Here is a 19,512-nt window from a genome sequence, read left to right as displayed (position 1 = left end):
TACCTCACATCGGGCCCTGCCGTAGCCCCTAATGACCCATTCGCCGAGAGAATGGGCTCCCGAGTGAGAAGAGCATGGATTGCTGCAACCCATGGCATAAGGAAGCGAACTTGCTGAGCGAGGACCGAACTTACCGATGCGGTAGTGAAAACACTTCGGGATTACCCAATCAAGTTGAGTCGTGCAAGGAAATGGCGCCGCACTAGCGCAACATGCCCCTGGGCGCCACCGAGGCCCGGTTAGTAGATCTCGGCTTCGAGCTCTTGTTCAGAATGAAGGCGGACGAGATCGCCGTGATGGTCAGGGAACACAGGGAGATAAGATGAGGGACATGAAGTGTTAGATCAGTTGGAATAATATCATCTCAATGAATTCAAATATCTAGAAAAGAGATATGCTCGTTGGTGGGGAACAGTGAAACTTCCGAAGGCTAATTGGCTGAATATAGCTAGCAAGATAGGCATAGTGCTAGGTTTTGTCAGCATCTTCCTTGCATGGATAACCATTGATTTTTTAAATCATTCGGAGATTCCTCTGACAAGGTTCATTGACCCTAGCAATATTTGGGATCTTTACCAGTTCTGGCCATATATGCTTGCACCGATAAGTGGCTTTTTCTTCCTTGGCGGTTGCATCCTCACAATATTCACCAGGTGGGGAGCGATCGCTCAGATCATAGGCTTGATTACCTTCGCTAGTCTCTACCTTATGACCTATGAGGGAGAACAAGGGAGTTTGGGCATCGGATTCTATCTTGGTGTCCTATCCGCAATGATCTGCCTTCTGACTGGCTTTGCCCTAAGAGGTAGTTTGGCCCCAAGATCGGTGAAGGCGGAGATGAGGTAATGGGGTGAGTTATCATTCTCCACCCCTCATCCGCCGATGAACGGATGAGCCAACGTTAGGCATCCCCCGATTGCCAATATTGTAAGCGATCGCTTTCGGTCCGCTGTTAGCCTTGGAATCAGCGTTTGCGCAGTAAGATGCCTATTTATTTCGTACCATTATTGCGGCGTTAATCTCCCTGACTGCATAATTTGATGCAAGATGTAGGGTGTTCAATGGTAGGGGAACACTTGCATTCAAGGCCGCGCGACTTTCGTCCGACGCCTGCTCGATGACATCTCGGAATTCTCATTCATACTCAATGAGTGCATTTAGAGGTTGTTTAACACCGTTCCTGTTCTCCTGGCGGCGCAATGGGATTTGGAAACCTTTCTATACGAGTGGATGCCGATTCGAATGCTTCCATGATCTCATCCATCAACCGCCCATCATGGTTAAGAAATGGGACCTTGCCGACCTGACCTTAAGGTTACATGAAAAAGGGATCAAACCCTTATTCCGAACGTTTCACCGAATTTTTCCACCAATCTGAACTGGGCCAGGTATTCGCTTCCTTTGGTCGTTATGGCATACACTACGCCGTCATCATCTACCTTTTTCACAATAAGCCCTAAATCCACCAGTGCCTCGAGATGACGAATTAAACGTTCGTGTGATAGGTTGGCTTCGTGAAGAAGATAGGTCGCCTTGGCTTTGTCGGTTTGCTGGATAGCCCTGAGGATGTCAGCATATATCCTGCATTTTGAGCGATAGGATGCTGGCTTCGGGACCATCACAAAACCCTCAGGCGCAGCAGGGCGAACAAGAACGAGAGGTATCCAACGACTGTTATCAATCCAAGGAGCGCACTTAATGTGTAGACGGCCTCAAAATCTGATGAGTGAAGAACCTCGAACAGAATTGTAGCAAGCGATCCGACGAAACTGCTTATCACCAAACAAGAAAACCCGACAAGCACTAGCAGGGTGTTCTTGCTCATGCCGATACAATATATCGAGTATAATGAGACGACGACATAGATCATTATAACAAAGGTTACGCTGGATATCAGGTAGTATGCCGCCAAATACGCCGGAAAACTTGGAAGTGAATTGAAGCGGTAGATCGCAGAATAGAGGATTATCGCAAGCTCAAAAGCAATTATTAGGCCGCCAACAATCCGCTGGGCCTTGGTACTTTTTATGTCTTGAGCATATTTTTCAGAATGATAAATGGACGCGAGAAGGGTAAAAGCCAGAAGTGTGATGGATGCGATCGCGATCTGAAGTTGCCAGGCGTAGCTATCGTCATAACTGAATACCTTCCCATTGAGGAAAATAGTCCCGATGGCCGATGCGATGACCATCAGAAAAAACGAAGCCGAAAGGAGTAGAAAACTCGGAATATGAAATTTATGATAGCTCCATAATGCGAGGGCGGCAACACATGTAGCAACCAATGGAACGATTGCACCTTGTATTGCTTCGTATATGTATTCCAACTCCCTCACCTGGATGCTGTTCATATATCGATGGGAGCATATAAATGGATAATGGACGATAGTTTCATTCCCGTTCCGTTAACCTCCCAGGGCCTCGCTTTTCACTCTCCAGTCTCAAATCCATTGAAATGTTCAGTAGGGCTCAAAAACAAGAGCGAATTTGTGGAAATGGTGCGAAAGGTAAGCAACCATGGCCGCCATCATATGCAGAATGGGGCTAACGATCAGCAAATCGTTGATGACGAGGGCATGGTCTGAACATTATCTTGGATGCAGATCGCCCAATTCCTGCCCATTCATACTCAACTCATTAATTTTATGTATGTATAATCAAAATTGACACATGCGGGGAATTGGCGTAGACCATGCATTACCTTGGTCAGTTGATGCCTGGTCTGTTTTCTCCCGGGAGGATGAACCATGAGTGACGATAGTTGCAGTAATAACAAACTAATTACAATCTTAGCAGCGCTGATGTTTGTGGCAACAGGCTTCTTAGGTTTGTGCTATGTTGCAGGTGAGGCAAATGCTCAGACCGAATCTGTCCCACCGGAGTGCGTCTACGGATACGTATACAAACCTGATGGGACCGCCCTGTCTGGGGCAACGATCACGGATCAGACAACGGGTGCACAAACAACTTCGGATTCGACTGGCTATTGGTATTTAAGCACCAACGTCCAATCCAATCACGTAACGGCCTATTGGGCAGGGATTGTCTATGTCCCTGGCCTGGGAAATGTTTATGCACACTACAGCGGGAGCGTAGACATTACCTGCAGCTCTAGGACTGGAATGGGGTCGGGCAATATCAACTGCCAGTTGTATCTTGGTGGATAGGCGGATCATAACGGAAACCGATGTGGCATAGGGGAGTATTGACCTCCCCTATAGCCGCATACATCCACCACTCTTCTTTTTGATTGCATAGAGTGAACATCCACCAGAATATGTTGCTTTAAACCTGAACGATCTGGAACCTGCAGTCCGCAAGCCGAATCTAGGCCATCCGAGTGATTAGGACCAAGTTAGGGACGACCGCTCCGCCAGGTACGAGAACAGAAGAACTCGACCTCCCGCTGATCCATGGCCCGGCTTGATTCCCGTTTCCCTGTGCTCTCCGCTCTTGTAACTTATCGATACCTCACCGCCCGGCCGTGGACGGGGCCCGGCGAAGGTCGGAGAAGGAGGACTCGAGAGTCAGAGTAAGTCTGCTCGCACCATCACACGAATCTCCACCCTTCCCGGGGATCAAGGAGGAGACGCATGAGGTAGTTGTTTCCCTGGCGGGAGACCATGCGATAACCCATGTGCCGGTAGAACTCCATGGCTGGGCGATTGGTAATCTGTACCCACAGCTCGATGCCCCTCATCTGGTATTGCTTGGCCCGATCCTCGATGCGGGTCATCATCTCCCTGCCCAGGCCCAGATTCTGGCACTCCTTGAGCACCTGGATGGAGTTAATGAACAGGTTGTCGTTACGCTCATCGACCGAGTAGTAGGCGACGATCCTGCCGCCAGACTCGAATACCTCGGTGAAGGCGGTGGGCTCGAGCAGCATGTGCAGGAGGTCCTCGTCACGGTACTCCACCCCCCATGAGGCGAAAATGATGGACGCCATATTCTCCCTGCTGATGGCGATGACCTGGGGAAGGTCCTTCCTGATCAAATGCCGCGAGGTGAACTCCATTTAGCTCCTTTGAGGACTACAGGTCAAGATAAACCCTTTGCGACCATGAACGAACGGTGCGAACGTCGGGCCGAAATAGTCCGGCAATTGTCTTATATATCTTAACAATTCTCAGTTGAAAAGGTGATTGGACATGGTAGAGGTCAGCACTGAAGCGATCAAGTTCATCAACGACCTGCTGGAGAAGAACGACAAGAAGGGTTTCGGCATCAGGATCTACCTTGCCGGGATGGGGTGTTCCGGCCCCCAGTTCGGGATGGCCTTCCAGGAGAAGAAGAACGACGAGGACATCGAACAGAAGATCGATGGCTTCTCCTTCTACTATGACGGCGAGACCCAGGAGATGCTCGAGGGCTCGACCGTCGATTACATCGAGACCCCCAGTGGGGCGGGGCTCATCGTCAACAACCCCAACCTGCGGTCCTCCTGCGGCGGCTCCTGCGCCGGATGCCACTAAGCAGGCCCAACCCCTTCTTTTTTCATATTTGCGTCCATGTTCATTCTGCCGTTCCGCACCGACCCTTGGTCAGACCAACCTTAATCTACCATGCGTTTGAACATCCCTCCCGAGGGATAAAATGGAACTGAAATGTCCTAAGGGAGACTTCACAGCCACCGGGAACACCGAGGAAGAGGTAAGGAAACAGATGGAGGAGCATGCCAAGACCGCCCACGGCATGGACGAAAGCTCGGCCAAGAGCATGATGGACCAGGCCATGAGCAAGATCGGCGGCATCTTCAAGAAATGAACTTTGTGCTTAACCCCCCTTTTTCTTTTTTTACCTAGATGGCAATGATTATCGCTCCCGCGGTCACTACGGCTCAGCATGTGCGGGCGGTTCACCATAGGGGAAATCAAGGATCTCATCCCCCGCTTCTCCATCGACGCGCCGATAGCGGACATGCCCCGTCCCCGGTACAACCTCGCCCCCACCCAGGACGCGCCGATCGTGATCCGCAACAGCCCCAACCGACTGGTCATGATGCGCTGGGGGCTCATTCCGCATTGGGCCAAGGACCCCCGTATCGGGTCGCGCATGATCAACGCCCGGGCCGAGGGCGTGGCCGAACGGCCGGCGTTCAGGGCGTCGCTCAAGGATCGTAGATGCCTGGTGCCCACCACCGGATTCTATGAATGGGCGGCTGACGGCAAGGTGCCCTACCTGGCCAAGTTAAAGGACGAGGGACTGTTCGCCATGGCCGGGTTGTATGACCGATGGAGGGATCCCTCGGGCGGGGAGGTGCTCAGCTTCACCATCATCACCACCGTCCCCAACGCGCTCATGGCACCGATCCACGGCCGCATGCCAGTGATCCTGTCCCACGAGGACGAGGAGGTGTGGTTGGGGCCCGCCCCCCTGGAGGGCAGCGATATGGATAGGATCTTCCGTCCCTTCCCCGCCGAGCGGATGGAAGCATATCCCGTATCCCGGGCCGTCAACGACCTCCATCATGATTCCGAGGATCTTATGCGCCCCGCTCCCCGGCCCGACCCCGGGAAATGGTTCTGAGGGCACTTTCGGCACTTACAACTGGGTCACCATAAGTTTCTTCAACGACCCCCCTGATGCAGGGGCGTGTTCGTCGACCATCCGCTCATTCTCAAGGATAGCATCGAGCTCCGGGAGTACCAGCGGACCTTGGCCGACGCCAGCCTGAGGGCGTCCACCCTGGTCGTCCTCCCGACCGGGATGGGCAAGACGGTGGTCGCTCTCCTGGTCACCGCCGAGGTCCTGGCCCGTAAGAAGGGGAAGGTCCTGCTCCTGGCTCCGACCAAGCCACTGGTGGAGCAGCACGCGCTCTTCCTCAGGGACAAGATCGTAGGCAAGAGGGTCACCGTGCTGACCGGTGAGGTCGATCCGGAGGAGCGGGAGGCGGAGTGGGTGCAGAGCGACATCATCGCCTCCACCCCCCAGGTCATCGCCAATGATCTGAGGACGGAGCGTATCTCCCTCCGCGACGTCCGCCTGATCATCTTTGACGAGGCTCATCGGGGGGTGGGCAATTATGCTTACGTGCCCATCGCCCAGGAATTCATGGGCCACAATGGCCTCGTCCTGGGCATGACCGCCTCACCGGGCTCGAGCATGGCCAAGATCAAGGAGGTATGCTCGAACCTGGGGATCGAGAACATCGAGGTGCGTTCCGAAGCCGATCCCGATGTCGCGAACTACGTGCACGACATCCACGTCGACTGGGTGGAGGTCGAGGTGCCGGTGGGGATGCGCAAGGTGGCCGACGTCCTGCGAAAACTGTACAATCGCTACATCCAGGAGCTGGTCAGCATGGGGGCCATGAACGCCGCCCGGCCGCCCTCTGTCAAGTATCTTCTCGAGGTGCAACACATGGTCCAGCAGCGGCTCAACAAGGGAGAGAAGAGCCACACGCTGTACAATGCGCTCTCGGTGCAGGCCCGGGCCATCAAGGTCGGGCACGCCCTCGAGCTCGCCGAGACCCAGGGAGTGACGGCGCTGACCTCGTACCTTGAGAAGCTGAAGGCCGAGGCCTCGTCGGACAACGGATCGAAGGCTTCCCGTGCCATTGTGGCCTCGGACGAGTTTGAAGATGTCATCCGCATGCTGTCATCACTGCACATGGAGCATCCCAAGATCTCTAGGGTCATGGGGATCGTCAGCAACCAGCTGCAGGTCAAACCAGATTCCCGGGTACTCGTTTTCACGCAGTACCGCGACACCTGCGACATGGTGACCAATTTGCTGGCGCGCGTCGACGGCGCCAGGGTCACGAAGCTCATCGGCCAGTCCGGTCGAATCAACGGGAAGGGACTGAAGCAGAAGGAGCAGATCGGAGTGTTGCAGGGCTTCCGCGATGGCGACTACAATGTCGTGGTAGCGACCTCGGTGGGCGAAGAGGGGCTCGACGTCGCCAACACCGACCTCGTGATCTTCTACGAACCGGTGCCGTCGGAGATAAGGTCGATCCAGCGTCGGGGCCGCACGGGACGTTCGCGCGCCGGAAGGGTCGTGGTCCTTGTCACCGCTGGTACGAGGGACGAAGCGTCCCTGAATGCGAGCGAGAAGAAGGAGCGGGAGATGCGCAAGCGCCTTCACACGCTCAAGCAGCAGTGGGACCGCGAGAGCGCCAAGACCGCCAAGCCCAATAAGGTCGAGAAGCAGGGACAGACCAGCCTCGTCGACTTCCCCCCAGAGTAGGCCGGCATGCAATTTATATGTGACAAGATGTTGTGATGGGCATGCTCTACCAGGATCTGGTGAAGGTCTACCAGGCGCTCGAATCGACCTCCTCCCGATTGGCGATGACGGACATCCTGGCCGATCTCTTCCGGAAAACCGACTGCGCTCACATCCGGCCGATCGTGTACATGACCCAGGGGAACATCGTCCCGGACTTCTACCCGGAGAAGCTGGGCATGGCCGACAAGCTCTACCTTCGAACCCTGCTCTCCGCCACCGGGGCCAACGAGACCATGGTGCGCAAGCTATGGGCGACGGAAGGGGACCCCGGAACGGTCACCGAGAAGGTGTTCGAGACCAAGAAACAGACCACCTTGTTCTCCGAACCCCTCACCCTGGACCGAGTGTACGACGCGCTGCTGCGCGTCGCCCGCCTTGAAGGCAGCGGATCCCAGGAGAGCAAGATGCGGTGCTTGGCCGATATACTCCATGACGCCAAACCCACCGAGGCTCGCTACATCGCCCGCATCGTCACCGGCCGCATGCGCCTGGGCGTGGCCTCGCAGACAGTGATCGACTCCCTGGCCAAGGCCTTTGCCACCAAGGCAGAGAAGGCCGAGGTGGAGAGGGCGTTCAACATCACCTCCGACCTTGGGCTGGTGGGCGAGACCCTGTGCCAGAAAGGCATCGCCGGGCTCAAGGACCTCCACGTCATGGTCGGCAACCCCATCCGTGCCATGCTCGCCGAGCGGTTGCCGTCCCCGGAGGAGATCCTGGAGAAGATGGGGGGCCGGGCCATGTTCGAGTACAAGTACGACGGCCTGAGGGTCCAGGCGCACATCACCGATGGCAAGATCACATTGTACTCCAGGAGGCTGGAGGACCTCACTGGGCAGTTCCCGGACGTAATCAAGGCGCTGAGGGAGGCGTTCACCGGCAGGACCGCGATACTAGAGGGCGAGTGCGTCCCGGTGGACATCAACACCGGGGAGATGCTGCCGTTCCAGGAGGTTTCCCACCGCCGGGGAAGGAAGCACGGCCTCACCGAGGCCATCGAAGAGTACCCCGTCCGCCTGCACCTCTTCGACTGCCTGTACCTCGAGGGGCAGGACCTGACCAGGGAGCCCCTTCCGGACCGGCGGACCGCTCTGACCCGGTGCATCAAGGTCACCGAGAACGTCCGGCTGTCCGAGGCGAGGGTGCTTGACAGTCCTTCCAAGGCCCAGGAGTTCTTCATCGAGGCCCTGAATGCCGGGTGCGAGGGCCTCATGGCCAAGTCCATAAACGACGATTCAGTGTATCGTGCCGGTTCGCGAGGTTACCTGTGGATCAAGTACAAGAAGGAGTACCGGTCGGAGATGAACGATACCGTCGACCTGGTGGCGGTCGGGGCGTTCCATGGTCGGGGGAAGCGTGGCGGCGTTTATGGCGCCCTTCTCATGGCAACCTACAACCCGGACGAGGACCGGTTCGAGACCGCGTGCAAGCTGGGCAGCGGGTTCGACGATGCTACCTTGGCTCTCCTGCCGGAGAAATTGGACCGCTTCAAGCAACCGTCGCGGCACGCGCTGGTCGAGTCGAAGATGGAAGCTGACGTGTGGTTCGAGCCCTCGCTCGTCCTCGAGGTGCTGGGGGCAGAACTGAGCATCTCCCCCATCCATACCTGCGCCCACGGCCGCATCCGCAACGGCGCCGGCCTCGCCATCCGGTTCCCCAGGTTCACCGGGACCTTCCGCGACGATAAGCGCCCCAGGGACTCCACAACAAGCCAGGAGCTGCTGGAGATGTACAACAAGCAGCTTAAAAAGGTCGAGGGCTGAGATCGCGAGGAGAGGCCGACCAAAAGAGATTAATCCCTCCAGCTAGAAAATGTTCTCCGTACGGAGAACGATCCGCACAGGAGAGCGAGATGATAGGGGATCTGGTATACGAGTGCAAGGGCAAGATAGTGAGTATGAGGATCAAGGAAAACGGTGATGCCGAGTACACGGCGATGGTCGGAGGGATGATGAGGGGGGAGCAGTTCTCCAGCACCTTCTCCTGGGACACCCAGTTCCGACCGGATGGGTCCGGCTATGGGCAGATAAGGGGGTTCTTCAACACCGCCAACGGGGAGGCTGGGAAATATACCGGTATCGGCAATGGGTACACCCGGCCCGATGGAGGCCAGGTCCATATGGGGGCGCTGTGTTACTCCAACCCGCCGGGCAAGTTCGCGGACCTCAACAAGATGGCCGTGGCTTATGAGGTGAACATCGATAAGGACGGTAATTTCCTGTCCAAGGGATGGTCGTGGAAATAGGGCTGTCCCGGCCCCGATGCGGGGCCATTTATTTTTCATCCGTTAAGATGGCCCAGTGGCGCTGCAGGCCAGATATCGCTGGCTATGCGCCAGCGGGGGCGCGGACGGAAAGAAAACCTTTATAATAAGTTGGAGTATTGAGCGCCACATGCAACTCCAGCTCCTTGACAAGGATAAGGACTCCATACATGTCCAGGTCCGCGATGCCGACATGACCCTGATCCAGCCGCTCATCAGCGAGCTGCTGGCCGACGAAGGCGTGGACGAGGTCAAGTACACCACCGGACATCCCACCCTGGACATCCCGGTGTTGTACGTCAAGGTCAAGAGCGGCAAGCCCCAGACCGCGCTCAAGAGGGCCGCCAAGACCATCTCCAACGAGTTCAAGGAAGCGCGGGAGAAACTAGAGAAGAGCAAGTGACATGCTGGATTGCACTTCCAGGGAGGCCGTCATCGGCCTCGAGATCTTTTATTCTGACACTCCCGGCATCGGGGGGCGGTTGAAGCGTACTCCCGAGGATTTCCTGGTGGAGGAGATCTCCTCTTACCCTGAGCGCAGTGAGGGGGGCAAGTTCACCATCGCCAAGGTCACCGCCCAGAACTGGGAGATGAACCGACTTGTGCGCGAGCTGTCCAAAGCGCTGGGGATTTCGCGGGACGGCATCGGCTTCGCCGGCACCAAGGACAAGCGGGCCATCACCTCCCAGCTGATGTCCTTCCAAGCCCCGGTGGACAGAGTGATGAACATTCGCGTGCACCAAGTCAAGGTCGAGGACGCCTACCCGGCCAAGAAACCGTTGACCATCGGCGACCTGGTGGGCAACCGGTTCCACATCTTCGCGGCGGAACCCGCCCTGCGGGGCGATGAGCTCAGGGACTCCCTGGACTTGACCGCACGGGCGTTGAAGGACCTTGGAGGATATCCCAACTTCTTCGGAGTACAGCGCTTCGGGGCCGTGCGGCCCGTCACTCACGAGGTGGGGAAGTGGATCGTCCGGGGGGATTTCGAGCGGGCGGTTATGACCTATGCCGGGAACCCGGTGCCCCAGGAAAACGAGGAGGCTCGGGAGGCGAGGAGGACCCTGGAGGAGGAGAGGGACTTCCAGCGGGCTCTGGATTACTTCCCCCGCACCCTGACCTTCGAGCGCACGGCAATCGGCTATCTGGCCCGCAACCCAGGCGATTACGTGGGGGCGCTGCAGGTGCTGCCGCCGAACCTCCAGATGATGTTCGTTCACGCCTACCAGTCATACCTGTTCAATCGCATGGTGAGCGAGCGGGTACGCCGGAAACTACCTCTGAACCGACCCCTGGTCGGCGACGTCGTCCTCCCTGCCGACCGGCTTGGCCTCCCGGATCACGACCGCGGAGTGCCGGTCACCGCCGGGAACCTCGACCTGGTGGAGAGGCAGGTGCGCAACGGTCGGGCGTTCGTGAGCGCCGTACTGTTCGGATCCGAGTCCGTGCTGTGCCAGGGAGAGATGGGAGAGATCGAGCGCAAGGTCATAGAGGAGGAGAGCCTGGAGAGCAAAGACTTCATGGTCCCCTTCCTCCACCAATGCTCGTCCAAGGGCAATCGGAGAGAGATCCTTGGTCGCATCGGCGACCTCGATTACGAGGTCGGCGACGAGGGAGTGAGGTTCTCGTTCTCCCTTAACAAGGGCTGCTACGCAACCTCCCTGCTGCGCGAGTTCATGAAGAAGGGCGAACTGATGGACTACTGAGCCTCCGAGGATGCCGACCGATCTCCATCGCCGGCCCGCGGCCAGCAAACTGATTTATCGCACTAACCTCATGACCGGGAGAAGATGGACCCCACCGACCTTCTTCTCATCAAGATGCTACTGAGAGATTCCCGCACCCCCTACCGGGAGCTGGCGGAGAACCTTAAGCTGTCCGTCAACGCCGTCCACAAGCGCATCCAGGCACTGATGGCCCTGGGAGTGATTGAAAGGTTCACGGTCAAAGTGAGCTTGGCGGCGCTGGACGCGATGACCGTGGTCATCTACGGCCTGGGCCGGGGCAAGATGGACGAGGTCAGCGAGGCCGTCGGCAGGGACGACAGGGTGTACTGGGTATCCCAGGGCAGCGGGGGGATGGTCTACGTGGGGGCGAACCTGCGGGACATCTCCGAGCTGGAGGACCTCGTGACCCTGGTAAGGACCAAGGCTCAGGTGGACGATCCCCAGGTGGGTATACTGTCGTCGCTGCCACCGGGAACCGGGCCCACGGACAAGAAACTGAGCAGGCTGGACCTGCGCATCGTGCGGTCTCTCGCCCTGGACGCCCGCAAGAATGTCTCGGAGATCTCCGAGGAGCTTAACGTCTCGGCCAAGACAGTCCGCCGCCATCTAGACCGAATGCTGTCGTCCGGCCTGCTGGAGTGTTCCGTGGAATGGTACCCGGACAAGACCAACGACATCATCTCGATGTTTCATATGCGCCTGGCACCGTCCGTGAACCGCTACTCCTTCCTCAACGACCTCATGACCAAGTATGGGCTCAGCGGCCTCTTCGTACTCATGTTCAGCAACATCCCGGACACGGTCCTGTTCTGCACCTGGTCCAGCAACATGAAAGAGGTCAACGAGGTCCGCCGCCAGCTCGACGGGGAGGAGGACATCGTCTCCTCGGTGCCATATATCCTGTACGGCGGCCAGGTCTACCCCACTTGGAGGGATAGACTGGGAGACGAGACCTCCGGCGGGTGCTGACCTCAGACGCTGGACGGCAATCCTTCAACCTAACGGTGGAAAGAAGGCCCTCTCCGACCTCCCCGGCCGGGCAGTTCATGAGCTTGGTGTTGAACACAATCCCAAGACCTGCCCCGCGATGCGATCGTACATGAACGAACCATCAGGCTCGGAAATCATCATCAGCGACCTGACCAAGAGGTACGGAGAGGTGACCGCCGTCGACCACCTCACCATGAGCATCGCTCGTGGTGAGGTCTTCGGGCTGTTGGGGCCGAACGGGGCGGGGAAGACGACGACCATGAACATCCTCTCCACCCTGGACCTTCCGACCCAGGGAGCCGTTTCGGTAGGTGGCTACGATGTAGCCACGGAGGGCCAGGAGATCCGAGAGCTTATCGGAGTGTGCATGCAGAGCAGCTCGGTCCTTCCGCACCTCACCGGCAGGGAGAACGTGGAGCTGTTCGCGGGGCTGCATGCGCTGGGCAGGAAGGAAGCCAGGGAACGGGCCGGCACCCTGCTGAACACGGTCGGCCTGACCGCCGACCAGGGACGCAGGGCGGGCAAGTACAGCGAGGGCATGAAGAAGCGCCTGAGCCTAGCCATGGCCCTCGCCTCGAACCCCCGGATCGTGTTCTTGGATGAGCCCACCGCGGCCATGGACCCCCAGGCTCGCCGGGCGGTCTGGGATATCGTCACACGGATGAAAGAGGAGGAGCGAACGGTCCTCTTGACCACACACTATATCGAGGAGGCGGAGCAGCTCTGCGATCGGGTCGGAATCATCGACCACGGCCGGATGATCGCCACGGGGGCGCCCCGCGACCTCATCGTCCAGCACGGACGGGACAGCCTGGAGGAGGTCTTCATGGACCTTACCGGAAGGGAGATCAGGGAGGGGGGCGCATGAACGTTCGGCGCACCACGGCGATGGCGAGTTCCAATGTGAAGAGGATCCTCCGAGACCCTTCCCATCTCTTCCTAGTGGTCATCTTCCCGGTGGCTCTCACCGTGCTCTTCGCCACCGCCTTCGGAGGTCTCGGAGGATCCGCCGCCTCATACGACGTTGCAGTGGTCAACCTGGATTCGTCCAGTGAAAACTGGTCTTCTGCCCTGGTCGCCAATCTCCAGGGCACTGGGCTCATCACCATCACGCCTTACTCCAGCGTCCAGAGCGCCCGGGCCGACCTCTCCGAGGGGAAACTGCAAGCCATACTGGTCATTCCCGACGGTTTCGGGAGGGCGTGTCGGTCGTACATTTCCCATCCGAACGACCCTTCCAATTGGACCGACGCCGCCCTGCAGCTGGTCCTGGACCCCGGATCCATGGTCTCCATGCAGGCCATCCCTCCGATGGTCCAGCAGGCGTTGTCCGACCAAGTGTACGGCTCCTCCGTGGCCGGCCCGGTGAGCGTGAGCTCAGAGCGGATCAATGATTCCGACCACCTCACCGCGTTCGACCAGATGGCCCCCGGGGTCATCACCTTCGCCGCCGTGTTCCTCACCATGATCGTCGGCCAGTCCTTCGCCCTGGACCGGGAGCATGGGGTCCTTAGGAGGGTGAACACCACTCCCCTGACCTCGGGCGAGTTCGTCGCCTCGCACGTCCTCTCCAACATGGTCATCGCGCTGGTCCAGTTACTGCTGGTGTTCGCCCTGTTGTTCGGCCTGGGGTTCCACTACGTCTCGAGCGTGGAGGGGGTTATCATCGCCTTCGCCCTGGTGCTGGTGTTCTCGATATGCTCGGTCGGCTTCGGTCTCATCACCGCATCACTGGCCCGCTCACCGGGCCAGGCCACGATGATCTCCTTCGCCTTCATCATGCCTCAGATGTTCCTCGGCACCTTCATGGGCACTTCGCTGTCCTCGGCGGCCCAGGCGGTCGGTTCGGTCCTCCCGGCATATTACGTGACGGACGGATTGACGACCATCATGCTGCGGGGAGGCTCGATCACCGGCGGAACGGTGGTCTTGGACATTGCGATGGTAACGGTCTTCGCCCTCGCCGCCCTGATGATCGGCACGGCACTGTTCCGCCGCCTGGGGAACCGGTGATCGTTTGATCATCGAAGTGCAGCGGCTGGCCGCGGAGGCAGGAGGGAGCGGGGAGGAGAGCTTCATGACGGTCCGATCCTGTCCCCAGTACCGCATCGGGGTGGGAGCCAGGCAGGAGGGCGGGTTCTTCGTGGAGGTCATCATCGACCTCTTCCCCCGCTGCGTGGTGGACCTCGACCACCTAGAGGGGTGCGTGGTCCTGCTCCGCGGCCTAAGGGAACGAGGCTATGCCCTGAGCTGCGAGCGGGACCGAACGGTGAGCGCGGAGCGCGGGCTGAGAATGGAGGAGGTGGAGGGAGAGGCGGCCGCCGTGGACGCATCGGCCAGGGCGGCCATGGGTTAGCGTTTAGAGGCGGGTGAGATCGCGGGAGTCCTCGGACGGCGTGTCGTCCTGGGACAGGATCTCCATGATCTTTCCCTTCTTGTCGTCCTTCTTGCCGGAAGCGGACGCACGGTCCTCGGGGAGCAGTTCCTCGGGAGCAGGCTCCTCCATGGGGCCGTCGGCAGGCGCAGCCTGGGGGGCCGTCATCGTCTGGGTCTGGTCGGCGGGCGTGTACACCTGGGGTTCGGGAGCGTCCTGCTGCAGGGCCTCGATCTGGTCCGCCAGAGTGGGGGGCTCCTGTTCCACCTGCTTCTGCAGGGCCGCCCGGTATGCCTGCCGGGGAGCGTCCTGGGCCACTTTGCCGCCGTAGGAGTTGTTGGTGTCCCGCATCAGCTTCTGCACCATCCGGTCCTTGTCCGGGATGGCCGCCTTCAGCTCCCTGCTCTTGACCTGCGAGTTCATGTCCGCTTCGGCCAGTCGCTTCATAGCCCACCGCTGCTGGATGGCCTTGCGCTGGGCCTCCGTCTCGATTAGGTCGTGGTCGTCCACCGCCACGGGGACCTTGCTCTGGTCCACGAAGTTGATCATCAGGTTGCAGCGCGGGCAGGCGTCAAGGTGGTCAACGCATTCCATGCAGAACAGTGTCCCGCAGTTCGGGCATACCGCCACCGCATTCTCACCGTGGAACAGGCACTTGCGACCGTGGAACTCGCTGGTCCCGGGATCGAAGCTGACGGTCGCGGCGCTGCTGCGGTCCACCGCTCGGGGGGGCCTCTCATCCTCTTCCTTCTTCCTTCTCCTGAACATGGGTCTTGCCTCCTGTCTCTCGGCAGCCTCCGGCTCCTCATACCTGGCCGGCCGCCCCTTGGTCACTGGCACCTCTTCCGGGAGAGGCATCGGGGCGGCAGGCCGGGGCTCGGGAGCTCTCTCCCTGGCGACCTGATACTGCCGCGGCGGGGCCTCCCTGCCGTTGAGGTCGTTCAAAATGCTCATGATGCGCCGGGCGGTGTACAGCCCGACCTCGAGGTGCTGCATCACCCCCAGCGTGGTGTGGGCGTCCGCGGGAAGGTCCATCGCCGCCCGGACCATCTTCTCGGTCTTGCGGTCGACGTGCTCGGGCGGGAAGTCCATCCGGTTGACGGTCTCGATGTACGCCATCACCTTCTTGGCCTTGACCACGTCCCGGTCGCGCATGTTCATATACACATCCGCCAGACGCAGCCCTTGCTTCGGGTAGTTGGGGTTGCCCAGGGTGGACATGAGGACCTCATGGGAGAGCGTCTCGTAGGCGTGGAACTTTTCCTCGTCCAGGCCCTCGACGTCGACCTGTTCTTTGGCCCTCAGGAAACGATCCACCTCGTCCAAGGCGCTGAACGGCAGACCACATTCCTTGAACGCCTCCTCCCGGGTGATGCGGGCGTTGCGGCGGTACTCATGCTCGAGAACCTTGGAGGCGTAGATCGTTATCTGCCGTTCCTTGAGAAGCGTGTCCAGGGTGGCGTTGCCTTCCAGGGCGGAGGGCAACTGGGGATCGATCTCCAGCGCACGGTCGAATGCCCGTTTGGCGTGATCGAGCTTATCCATCTTCATGAGGATGCGACCCTTTCCGCTCCAGGCGTAGCGGTCCCGGGGCTCGTTGCCGAGCACGGTATCATAGCAGAGCAACGCCTCCTCGTCCTCACCCAGCTTCTCCAACAAGGCGGCCTTGTTTAGCCAGGCGCGATTGTTGGTGCGGTCGGCGGCGATGGAGCGGTCCAGGGAGGCAACGGCGTCGGGGATCCGGTTGAGCTTGGCCTGTGCCACCCCGATGCGCATCCACAGCTGGGCGTCGCTGGGATCGAGCTCAGCAGCGCTGATGTACGAGCTGAGAGCGTCATCCATCCTGCCCAGCTCCTCCTCCGCCCGGCCCTTGGAGCGGAAGGTGCTGGGCATGTTGTCCCCATACTCGATGGAGCGACCATAGCACTGTACCGCCTGCTCCTTGTTGCCCATCTTGTAAAGCACATTGCCCTTGTATCTCCAAGTCTGGAAGTCCATGCCGTTGAGCGCCAACGCCTCGTCCAGGCAGACCAGTGCCTCCTCGTAGTTACCCAGGGCGGCCAGCGCGCGGCCCTGGTCCATCTTGAAGGTGTTGTTGGCGGGATTGATCTCACTGGCCCTCTGGAACACCTGCAGGGCTCCGGCAACGTCCCGGGCCAAGAGCATCGCCCGCCCCTTGTTGTCCAACATGATCGCGTCGCCGGGATCGAGCCTCCACCCTTGGTCGAACGCCTCCACTGCTGCGGCGTAGTTATCCAGTTCCATCAGCGCCAAGCCCTTCTTGTTCAGCAGGGTCTTGTCGTTCGGGTCCAGCTTGCTGGCGTAATCATACTCCACCAGCGCGTCCTCCAGACGGCCAATAGCCTGCAGGGCTTCCCCCCGGTCGGCATGAGCCGTCTTGGACCGTGGTTCGATCTGAAGGAGGACGTTGCAGGCCTCGATCACGCCGGGGTAATCTCCCTTGGTCATGAGAGCATCCTTCTTCCTCTCCAGCACCACCAGGTTCCGGGGGTCGGTGTCCAGCACCCGGTTGTAGGCCTTCAGGGCGTCGTCGACGCGGCCGACGGTCTGCAGGGCCATGGCACGGTCGACCGCGGCAGGGTGGTTCCGAGGATCCAGCTTGAGGATGTGATCACAGGTCGTGATTATCTCGTCCGTCCGTCCCAGTATCTTCAGCGACTCCTTCTTGGCCTCCAGGGCCTCGATGTCCTTGTGGCCCAGGGCGATGGATCGGTTGAAAGCGTTGACCGCCTCGACGTGATTGCCCAGGATGGCCAGGGAGCGACCGCGCTGGGTGTGGGCGATCTTGTTCTTCTCATCTATGGCGATGGCACGATCGAAGCTCTGGATGGCCTCGGAATGCTTTTCCATCATGGCCTGGGCTATGCCCTTGCTGATCCAGATGTTGTAGTCGTTGATATCCAGTTTGAGCGCCTCGTCATAGGACACTAGCGCCTCCTCGTACCGCTGGTCGGACACCAGGGCCATGCCCCGGGACCACCACAGCAGCTTGTTGCCTGGCTCCAGGGAGATCGCCTTGGCCAGCGCCTCGGCCGCCTCCGAGAACCGACCGGCGGCGTACAGAGTGTCGCCCTTGACCCGCCAGAACGTCGGATCGGAGGAGAACAGCTCGGTACCGGCGATCGCCTTTTCCAGGGCGCGGTCCATCTTCTTCTGGTTGAAGAGCGAGATGCACAGATTGCGCAGGGCGTCCTGATTGCCCGGCTCGAGCTCCAAGGCCTGTTCGTACAGGTGGGTGGCGTCATCCCTACGGCCGGAACGGTCCAGGGCTATAGCGGCGTCGATCATCGCCCCGGTATTACGGGGGTTGACGCGCAGTAGCCGCTCGCAGGCGTCCAGGACATCTTTGTCCTTTCCTATGCCCTTGTAAGCCTCCTTGAGGGCGATGAGTACCTTCTCCTTGTCGTCATGGGCCTTAAGGGTCTTCTCCAGCGTCTTGGCCGCCTCCTGGAAGCGCAGCGCCTTGGTGTAGGCGACCCCCATCTGGTACATGCTCTCCGGATCGTGTGGGTTGCGGGCCAGGATCTCCGCGCTGTTCTTGACGATCTCGTCCCCCATGCCAAGGGCGACTGAGATATCCCGCTTGCGGGCCAACAGCTCCGGCTCCCCGGGGAACGCCTTGAGCGCCTGGTTGACCGAATCCAGGGCCTCCTTGAACCGCTGGGACTTGACCAGGGCGCCGATCTTACCCTTGTGCAGAGCCAGCTCCGGCTTCTGGGCCAGGAGGTTCGACGCGGCCTCCACCGTCTCCGGCCACTTCTCCTGGGCCAGCACCGTGCGGTATCTACCCTCCAGTGCCGGCAGGTACTTGGGGTCTATCTTCAGGGCGTTATCGTAGACCTTCTCCGCCTCCTCCAGGCGCTTGAGCTGCTCCAGGAGGGGACCCACTTCGACCCACGTCTCCTTCCTGTCGACGTCGGCCCGGAGCGCCTCCCGGTAGAACTTGACCGAACCGTCCAGGTCGCCTGAGGAGCGCAGGACCTGGGCCTTCCCAAGGTTCGCGCTGAACGATGCAGGCTGGAGCTCCAGCACCCGGTCGTAAATGGTCGAGGCCTCCTCCTGGTCGTTCCTCTCCACGAGGATCTTGGCCTTGACCAGCATCACGTCGACGTTGTCGGGGTCCTGGGCCAGGACGTCCTCGAGGGCCTTGAGGGAATCATCGATGCGCTTCGCCCGCAGCAGCGCCTCGGCCTTGGCCACCGACCACTTCAGGCGATCGTCGAGGTTGATGAGAATGTCATAGGTGTCGATGTCGGATGGGTCCATCTCCACCACCTTGGTGTAGGCCGCCACAGCCTCCTGCTTCCTTCCGGCCTCCTCCAGCACCTTGGCCTTTTCGAACAGGAGCTTCCTGTCGTTGCCCTTGAGCTCCAGCGCCTTATCCATGACCGCGTTGGCCTCGGAGTGAGTGCCGTTGGCGGCGAGCGCCCGGGCCCGGGCCGCCAGGACCATGGGGTCGGAGGGATTGAGCGACACTGCCTTGTCTGCCGTCTCCAGGGCGCCCTTGGGGCACTGGGCCTTTATGAAGATCCCGGACATGATGATGAGAACTTCGGCATAGTCCTTGGAGCGGGGGCTCCCCTTGACCGCGTTCCGAGATGCCAGGTCCTTCGCCTTTTCGAGCTCGGCCTTCGCCTCCTCTACATGGCCTCGAGCGAGCTGCAGATCAGCATTCTCGATAAGCTTCCGAGCTCTATAGAGCCCTCTAAGCTCCTTGTCGCGGAGCGACTCTAGAAATCCCATCCCATCACCTAACTGGGCGGCCTATCGTGCTATATGCATAAAAAGGCTTTTCTAAAAGTACCATTTTGGCCGAGAACGTCGTCCAATCGTCGGACACTGCCGGTCCGGCGGTATCCCAACAGACCATCTGGGTAGTAGTAGTTATCGTTAGTCGCCGACGGTAGG

The 19,512-nt window shown here is 59.5% G+C and carries 17 protein-coding genes; 13 read left to right on the top strand and 4 right to left on the bottom strand.

All coding sequences use genetic code 11. From position 1 onward, the window contains the following. Positions 1–414 precede the first annotated feature (414 nt). Positions 415–846, top strand: coding sequence for a hypothetical protein (locus SA339_07440; GenBank protein MDW5563043.1), 432 nt, complete (start codon positions 415–417; stop codon positions 844–846). 485 nt (positions 847–1,331) lie between these two features. Here SA339_07440 and SA339_07435 read toward each other — a convergent pair whose 3' ends face one another. The 3 genes from SA339_07435 to SA339_07425 all read right to left on the bottom strand — a co-directional run bounded on the left by SA339_07435 (position 1,332) and on the right by SA339_07425 (position 4,017). Next, entirely contained in the window at positions 1,332–1,619 is a 288-nt protein-coding gene (locus tag SA339_07435; GenBank protein ID MDW5563042.1) for a winged helix-turn-helix domain-containing protein, read from the bottom strand. Then, the gene (locus tag SA339_07430) at positions 1,619–2,350 is read right to left on the bottom strand and encodes a hypothetical protein (protein ID MDW5563041.1); all 732 of its coding nucleotides are present in this window, start codon (positions 2,348–2,350) and stop codon (positions 1,619–1,621) included. The genes SA339_07435 and SA339_07430 overlap by 1 nt, the downstream gene beginning before the upstream one ends. A 1,199-nt stretch (positions 2,351–3,549) precedes the next feature. Then, on the bottom strand, positions 3,550–4,017 hold the full coding sequence (locus SA339_07425; GenBank protein MDW5563040.1) for a GNAT family N-acetyltransferase: 468 nt from the start codon (positions 4,015–4,017) through the stop codon (positions 3,550–3,552). Between the two features lie 133 nt (positions 4,018–4,150). Between SA339_07425 and SA339_07420 the strand changes: the two genes are divergently transcribed. The 12 genes from SA339_07420 to SA339_07365 all read left to right on the top strand — a co-directional run bounded on the left by SA339_07420 (position 4,151) and on the right by SA339_07365 (position 14,565). Further along, positions 4,151–4,474 carry an iron-sulfur cluster assembly accessory protein gene (locus tag SA339_07420; protein MDW5563039.1) on the top strand — a complete coding sequence of 108 codons (324 nt, stop codon included), beginning with the start codon at positions 4,151–4,153 and terminating at the stop codon, positions 4,472–4,474. A gap of 121 nt (positions 4,475–4,595) precedes the next feature. Next, a complete protein-coding gene (locus SA339_07415) occupies positions 4,596–4,766 on the top strand; it encodes a DUF1059 domain-containing protein (protein ID MDW5563038.1) in 171 nt (56 codons plus the stop codon). A 78-nt stretch (positions 4,767–4,844) separates the two neighbouring features. Next, complete coding sequence (locus tag SA339_07410) at positions 4,845–5,528, top strand: SOS response-associated peptidase (GenBank protein ID MDW5563037.1); 684 nt, start codon at positions 4,845–4,847, stop codon at positions 5,526–5,528. A gap of 66 nt (positions 5,529–5,594) precedes the next feature. After that, positions 5,595–7,190: a helicase-related protein gene (locus tag SA339_07405; protein MDW5563036.1), complete on the top strand. Its 1,596-nt coding sequence runs from the start codon at positions 5,595–5,597 to the stop codon at positions 7,188–7,190. A gap of 41 nt (positions 7,191–7,231) precedes the next feature. Then, positions 7,232–8,992: an ATP-dependent DNA ligase gene (locus SA339_07400; GenBank protein ID MDW5563035.1), complete on the top strand. Its 1,761-nt coding sequence runs from the start codon at positions 7,232–7,234 to the stop codon at positions 8,990–8,992. Between the two features lie 89 nt (positions 8,993–9,081). Next, complete coding sequence (locus tag SA339_07395; protein ID MDW5563034.1) at positions 9,082–9,474, top strand: hypothetical protein; 393 nt, start codon at positions 9,082–9,084, stop codon at positions 9,472–9,474. A 148-nt stretch (positions 9,475–9,622) separates the two neighbouring features. After that, positions 9,623–9,895 (top strand): RpoL/Rpb11 RNA polymerase subunit family protein, encoded by a 273-nt coding sequence (locus SA339_07390; protein MDW5563033.1) that lies wholly within the window; start codon positions 9,623–9,625, stop codon positions 9,893–9,895. 1 nt (position 9,896) lies between these two features. Next, positions 9,897–11,198 carry a tRNA pseudouridine(13) synthase TruD gene (gene truD / locus SA339_07385; GenBank protein ID MDW5563032.1) on the top strand — a complete coding sequence of 434 codons (1,302 nt, stop codon included), beginning with the start codon at positions 9,897–9,899 and terminating at the stop codon, positions 11,196–11,198. A gap of 84 nt (positions 11,199–11,282) precedes the next feature. Further along, positions 11,283–12,188 (top strand): winged helix-turn-helix transcriptional regulator, encoded by a 906-nt coding sequence (locus SA339_07380; GenBank protein MDW5563031.1) that lies wholly within the window; start codon positions 11,283–11,285, stop codon positions 12,186–12,188. A gap of 130 nt (positions 12,189–12,318) precedes the next feature. Continuing rightward, the gene (locus SA339_07375; protein MDW5563030.1) at positions 12,319–13,077 is read left to right on the top strand and encodes an ABC transporter ATP-binding protein; all 759 of its coding nucleotides are present in this window, start codon (positions 12,319–12,321) and stop codon (positions 13,075–13,077) included. Next, positions 13,074–14,222, top strand: a complete 1,149-nt coding sequence (locus tag SA339_07370) for an ABC transporter permease (GenBank protein MDW5563029.1) — start codon at positions 13,074–13,076, stop codon at positions 14,220–14,222. The genes SA339_07375 and SA339_07370 overlap by 4 nt, the downstream gene beginning before the upstream one ends. Before the next feature lie 4 nt (positions 14,223–14,226). Continuing rightward, on the top strand, positions 14,227–14,565 hold the full coding sequence (locus SA339_07365) for a hypothetical protein (GenBank protein ID MDW5563028.1): 339 nt from the start codon (positions 14,227–14,229) through the stop codon (positions 14,563–14,565). A 3-nt stretch (positions 14,566–14,568) separates the two neighbouring features. Here SA339_07365 and SA339_07360 read toward each other — a convergent pair whose 3' ends face one another. Further along, positions 14,569–19,347, bottom strand: coding sequence for a tetratricopeptide repeat protein (locus SA339_07360; GenBank protein MDW5563027.1), 4,779 nt, complete (start codon positions 19,345–19,347; stop codon positions 14,569–14,571). Between the last annotated feature and the right edge of the window lie 165 nt (positions 19,348–19,512).

The sequence above is a fragment of the Methanomassiliicoccus sp. genome (assembly GCA_033485155.1).
Lineage (GTDB): Archaea > Thermoplasmatota > Thermoplasmata > Methanomassiliicoccales > Methanomassiliicoccaceae > UBA6.
Note: the sequence above shows the minus strand (reverse complement) of the source record. Positions and strands in the feature narration are given on the sequence as shown.

Excerpts from the sequence above, each read along its gene's own strand:
- SA339_07420 (MDW5563039.1), top strand. The coding sequence starts at position 4,151 with ATGGTAGAGGTCAGCACTGAAGCGATCAAGTTCATCAACGACCTGCTG.
- SA339_07380 (MDW5563031.1), top strand. The coding sequence starts at position 11,283 with ATGGACCCCACCGACCTTCTTCTCATCAAGATGCTACTGAGAGATTCC.
- SA339_07415 (MDW5563038.1), top strand. The coding sequence starts at position 4,596 with ATGGAACTGAAATGTCCTAAGGGAGACTTCACAGCCACCGGGAACACC.
- truD (MDW5563032.1), top strand. The coding sequence starts at position 9,897 with ATGCTGGATTGCACTTCCAGGGAGGCCGTCATCGGCCTCGAGATCTTT.
- SA339_07360 (MDW5563027.1), bottom strand. The coding sequence starts at position 19,347 with ATGGGATTTCTAGAGTCGCTCCGCGACAAGGAGCTTAGAGGGCTCTAT.
- SA339_07395 (MDW5563034.1), top strand. The coding sequence starts at position 9,082 with ATGATAGGGGATCTGGTATACGAGTGCAAGGGCAAGATAGTGAGTATG.
- SA339_07410 (MDW5563037.1), top strand. The coding sequence starts at position 4,845 with ATGTGCGGGCGGTTCACCATAGGGGAAATCAAGGATCTCATCCCCCGC.
- SA339_07400 (MDW5563035.1), top strand. The coding sequence starts at position 7,232 with ATGCTCTACCAGGATCTGGTGAAGGTCTACCAGGCGCTCGAATCGACC.
- SA339_07375 (MDW5563030.1), top strand. The coding sequence starts at position 12,319 with ATGAACGAACCATCAGGCTCGGAAATCATCATCAGCGACCTGACCAAG.
- SA339_07430 (MDW5563041.1), bottom strand. The coding sequence starts at position 2,350 with ATGAACAGCATCCAGGTGAGGGAGTTGGAATACATATACGAAGCAATA.
- SA339_07370 (MDW5563029.1), top strand. The coding sequence starts at position 13,074 with ATGAACGTTCGGCGCACCACGGCGATGGCGAGTTCCAATGTGAAGAGG.
- SA339_07390 (MDW5563033.1), top strand. The coding sequence starts at position 9,623 with ATGCAACTCCAGCTCCTTGACAAGGATAAGGACTCCATACATGTCCAG.
- SA339_07425 (MDW5563040.1), bottom strand. The coding sequence starts at position 4,017 with ATGGAGTTCACCTCGCGGCATTTGATCAGGAAGGACCTTCCCCAGGTC.
- SA339_07435 (MDW5563042.1), bottom strand. The coding sequence starts at position 1,619 with ATGGTCCCGAAGCCAGCATCCTATCGCTCAAAATGCAGGATATATGCT.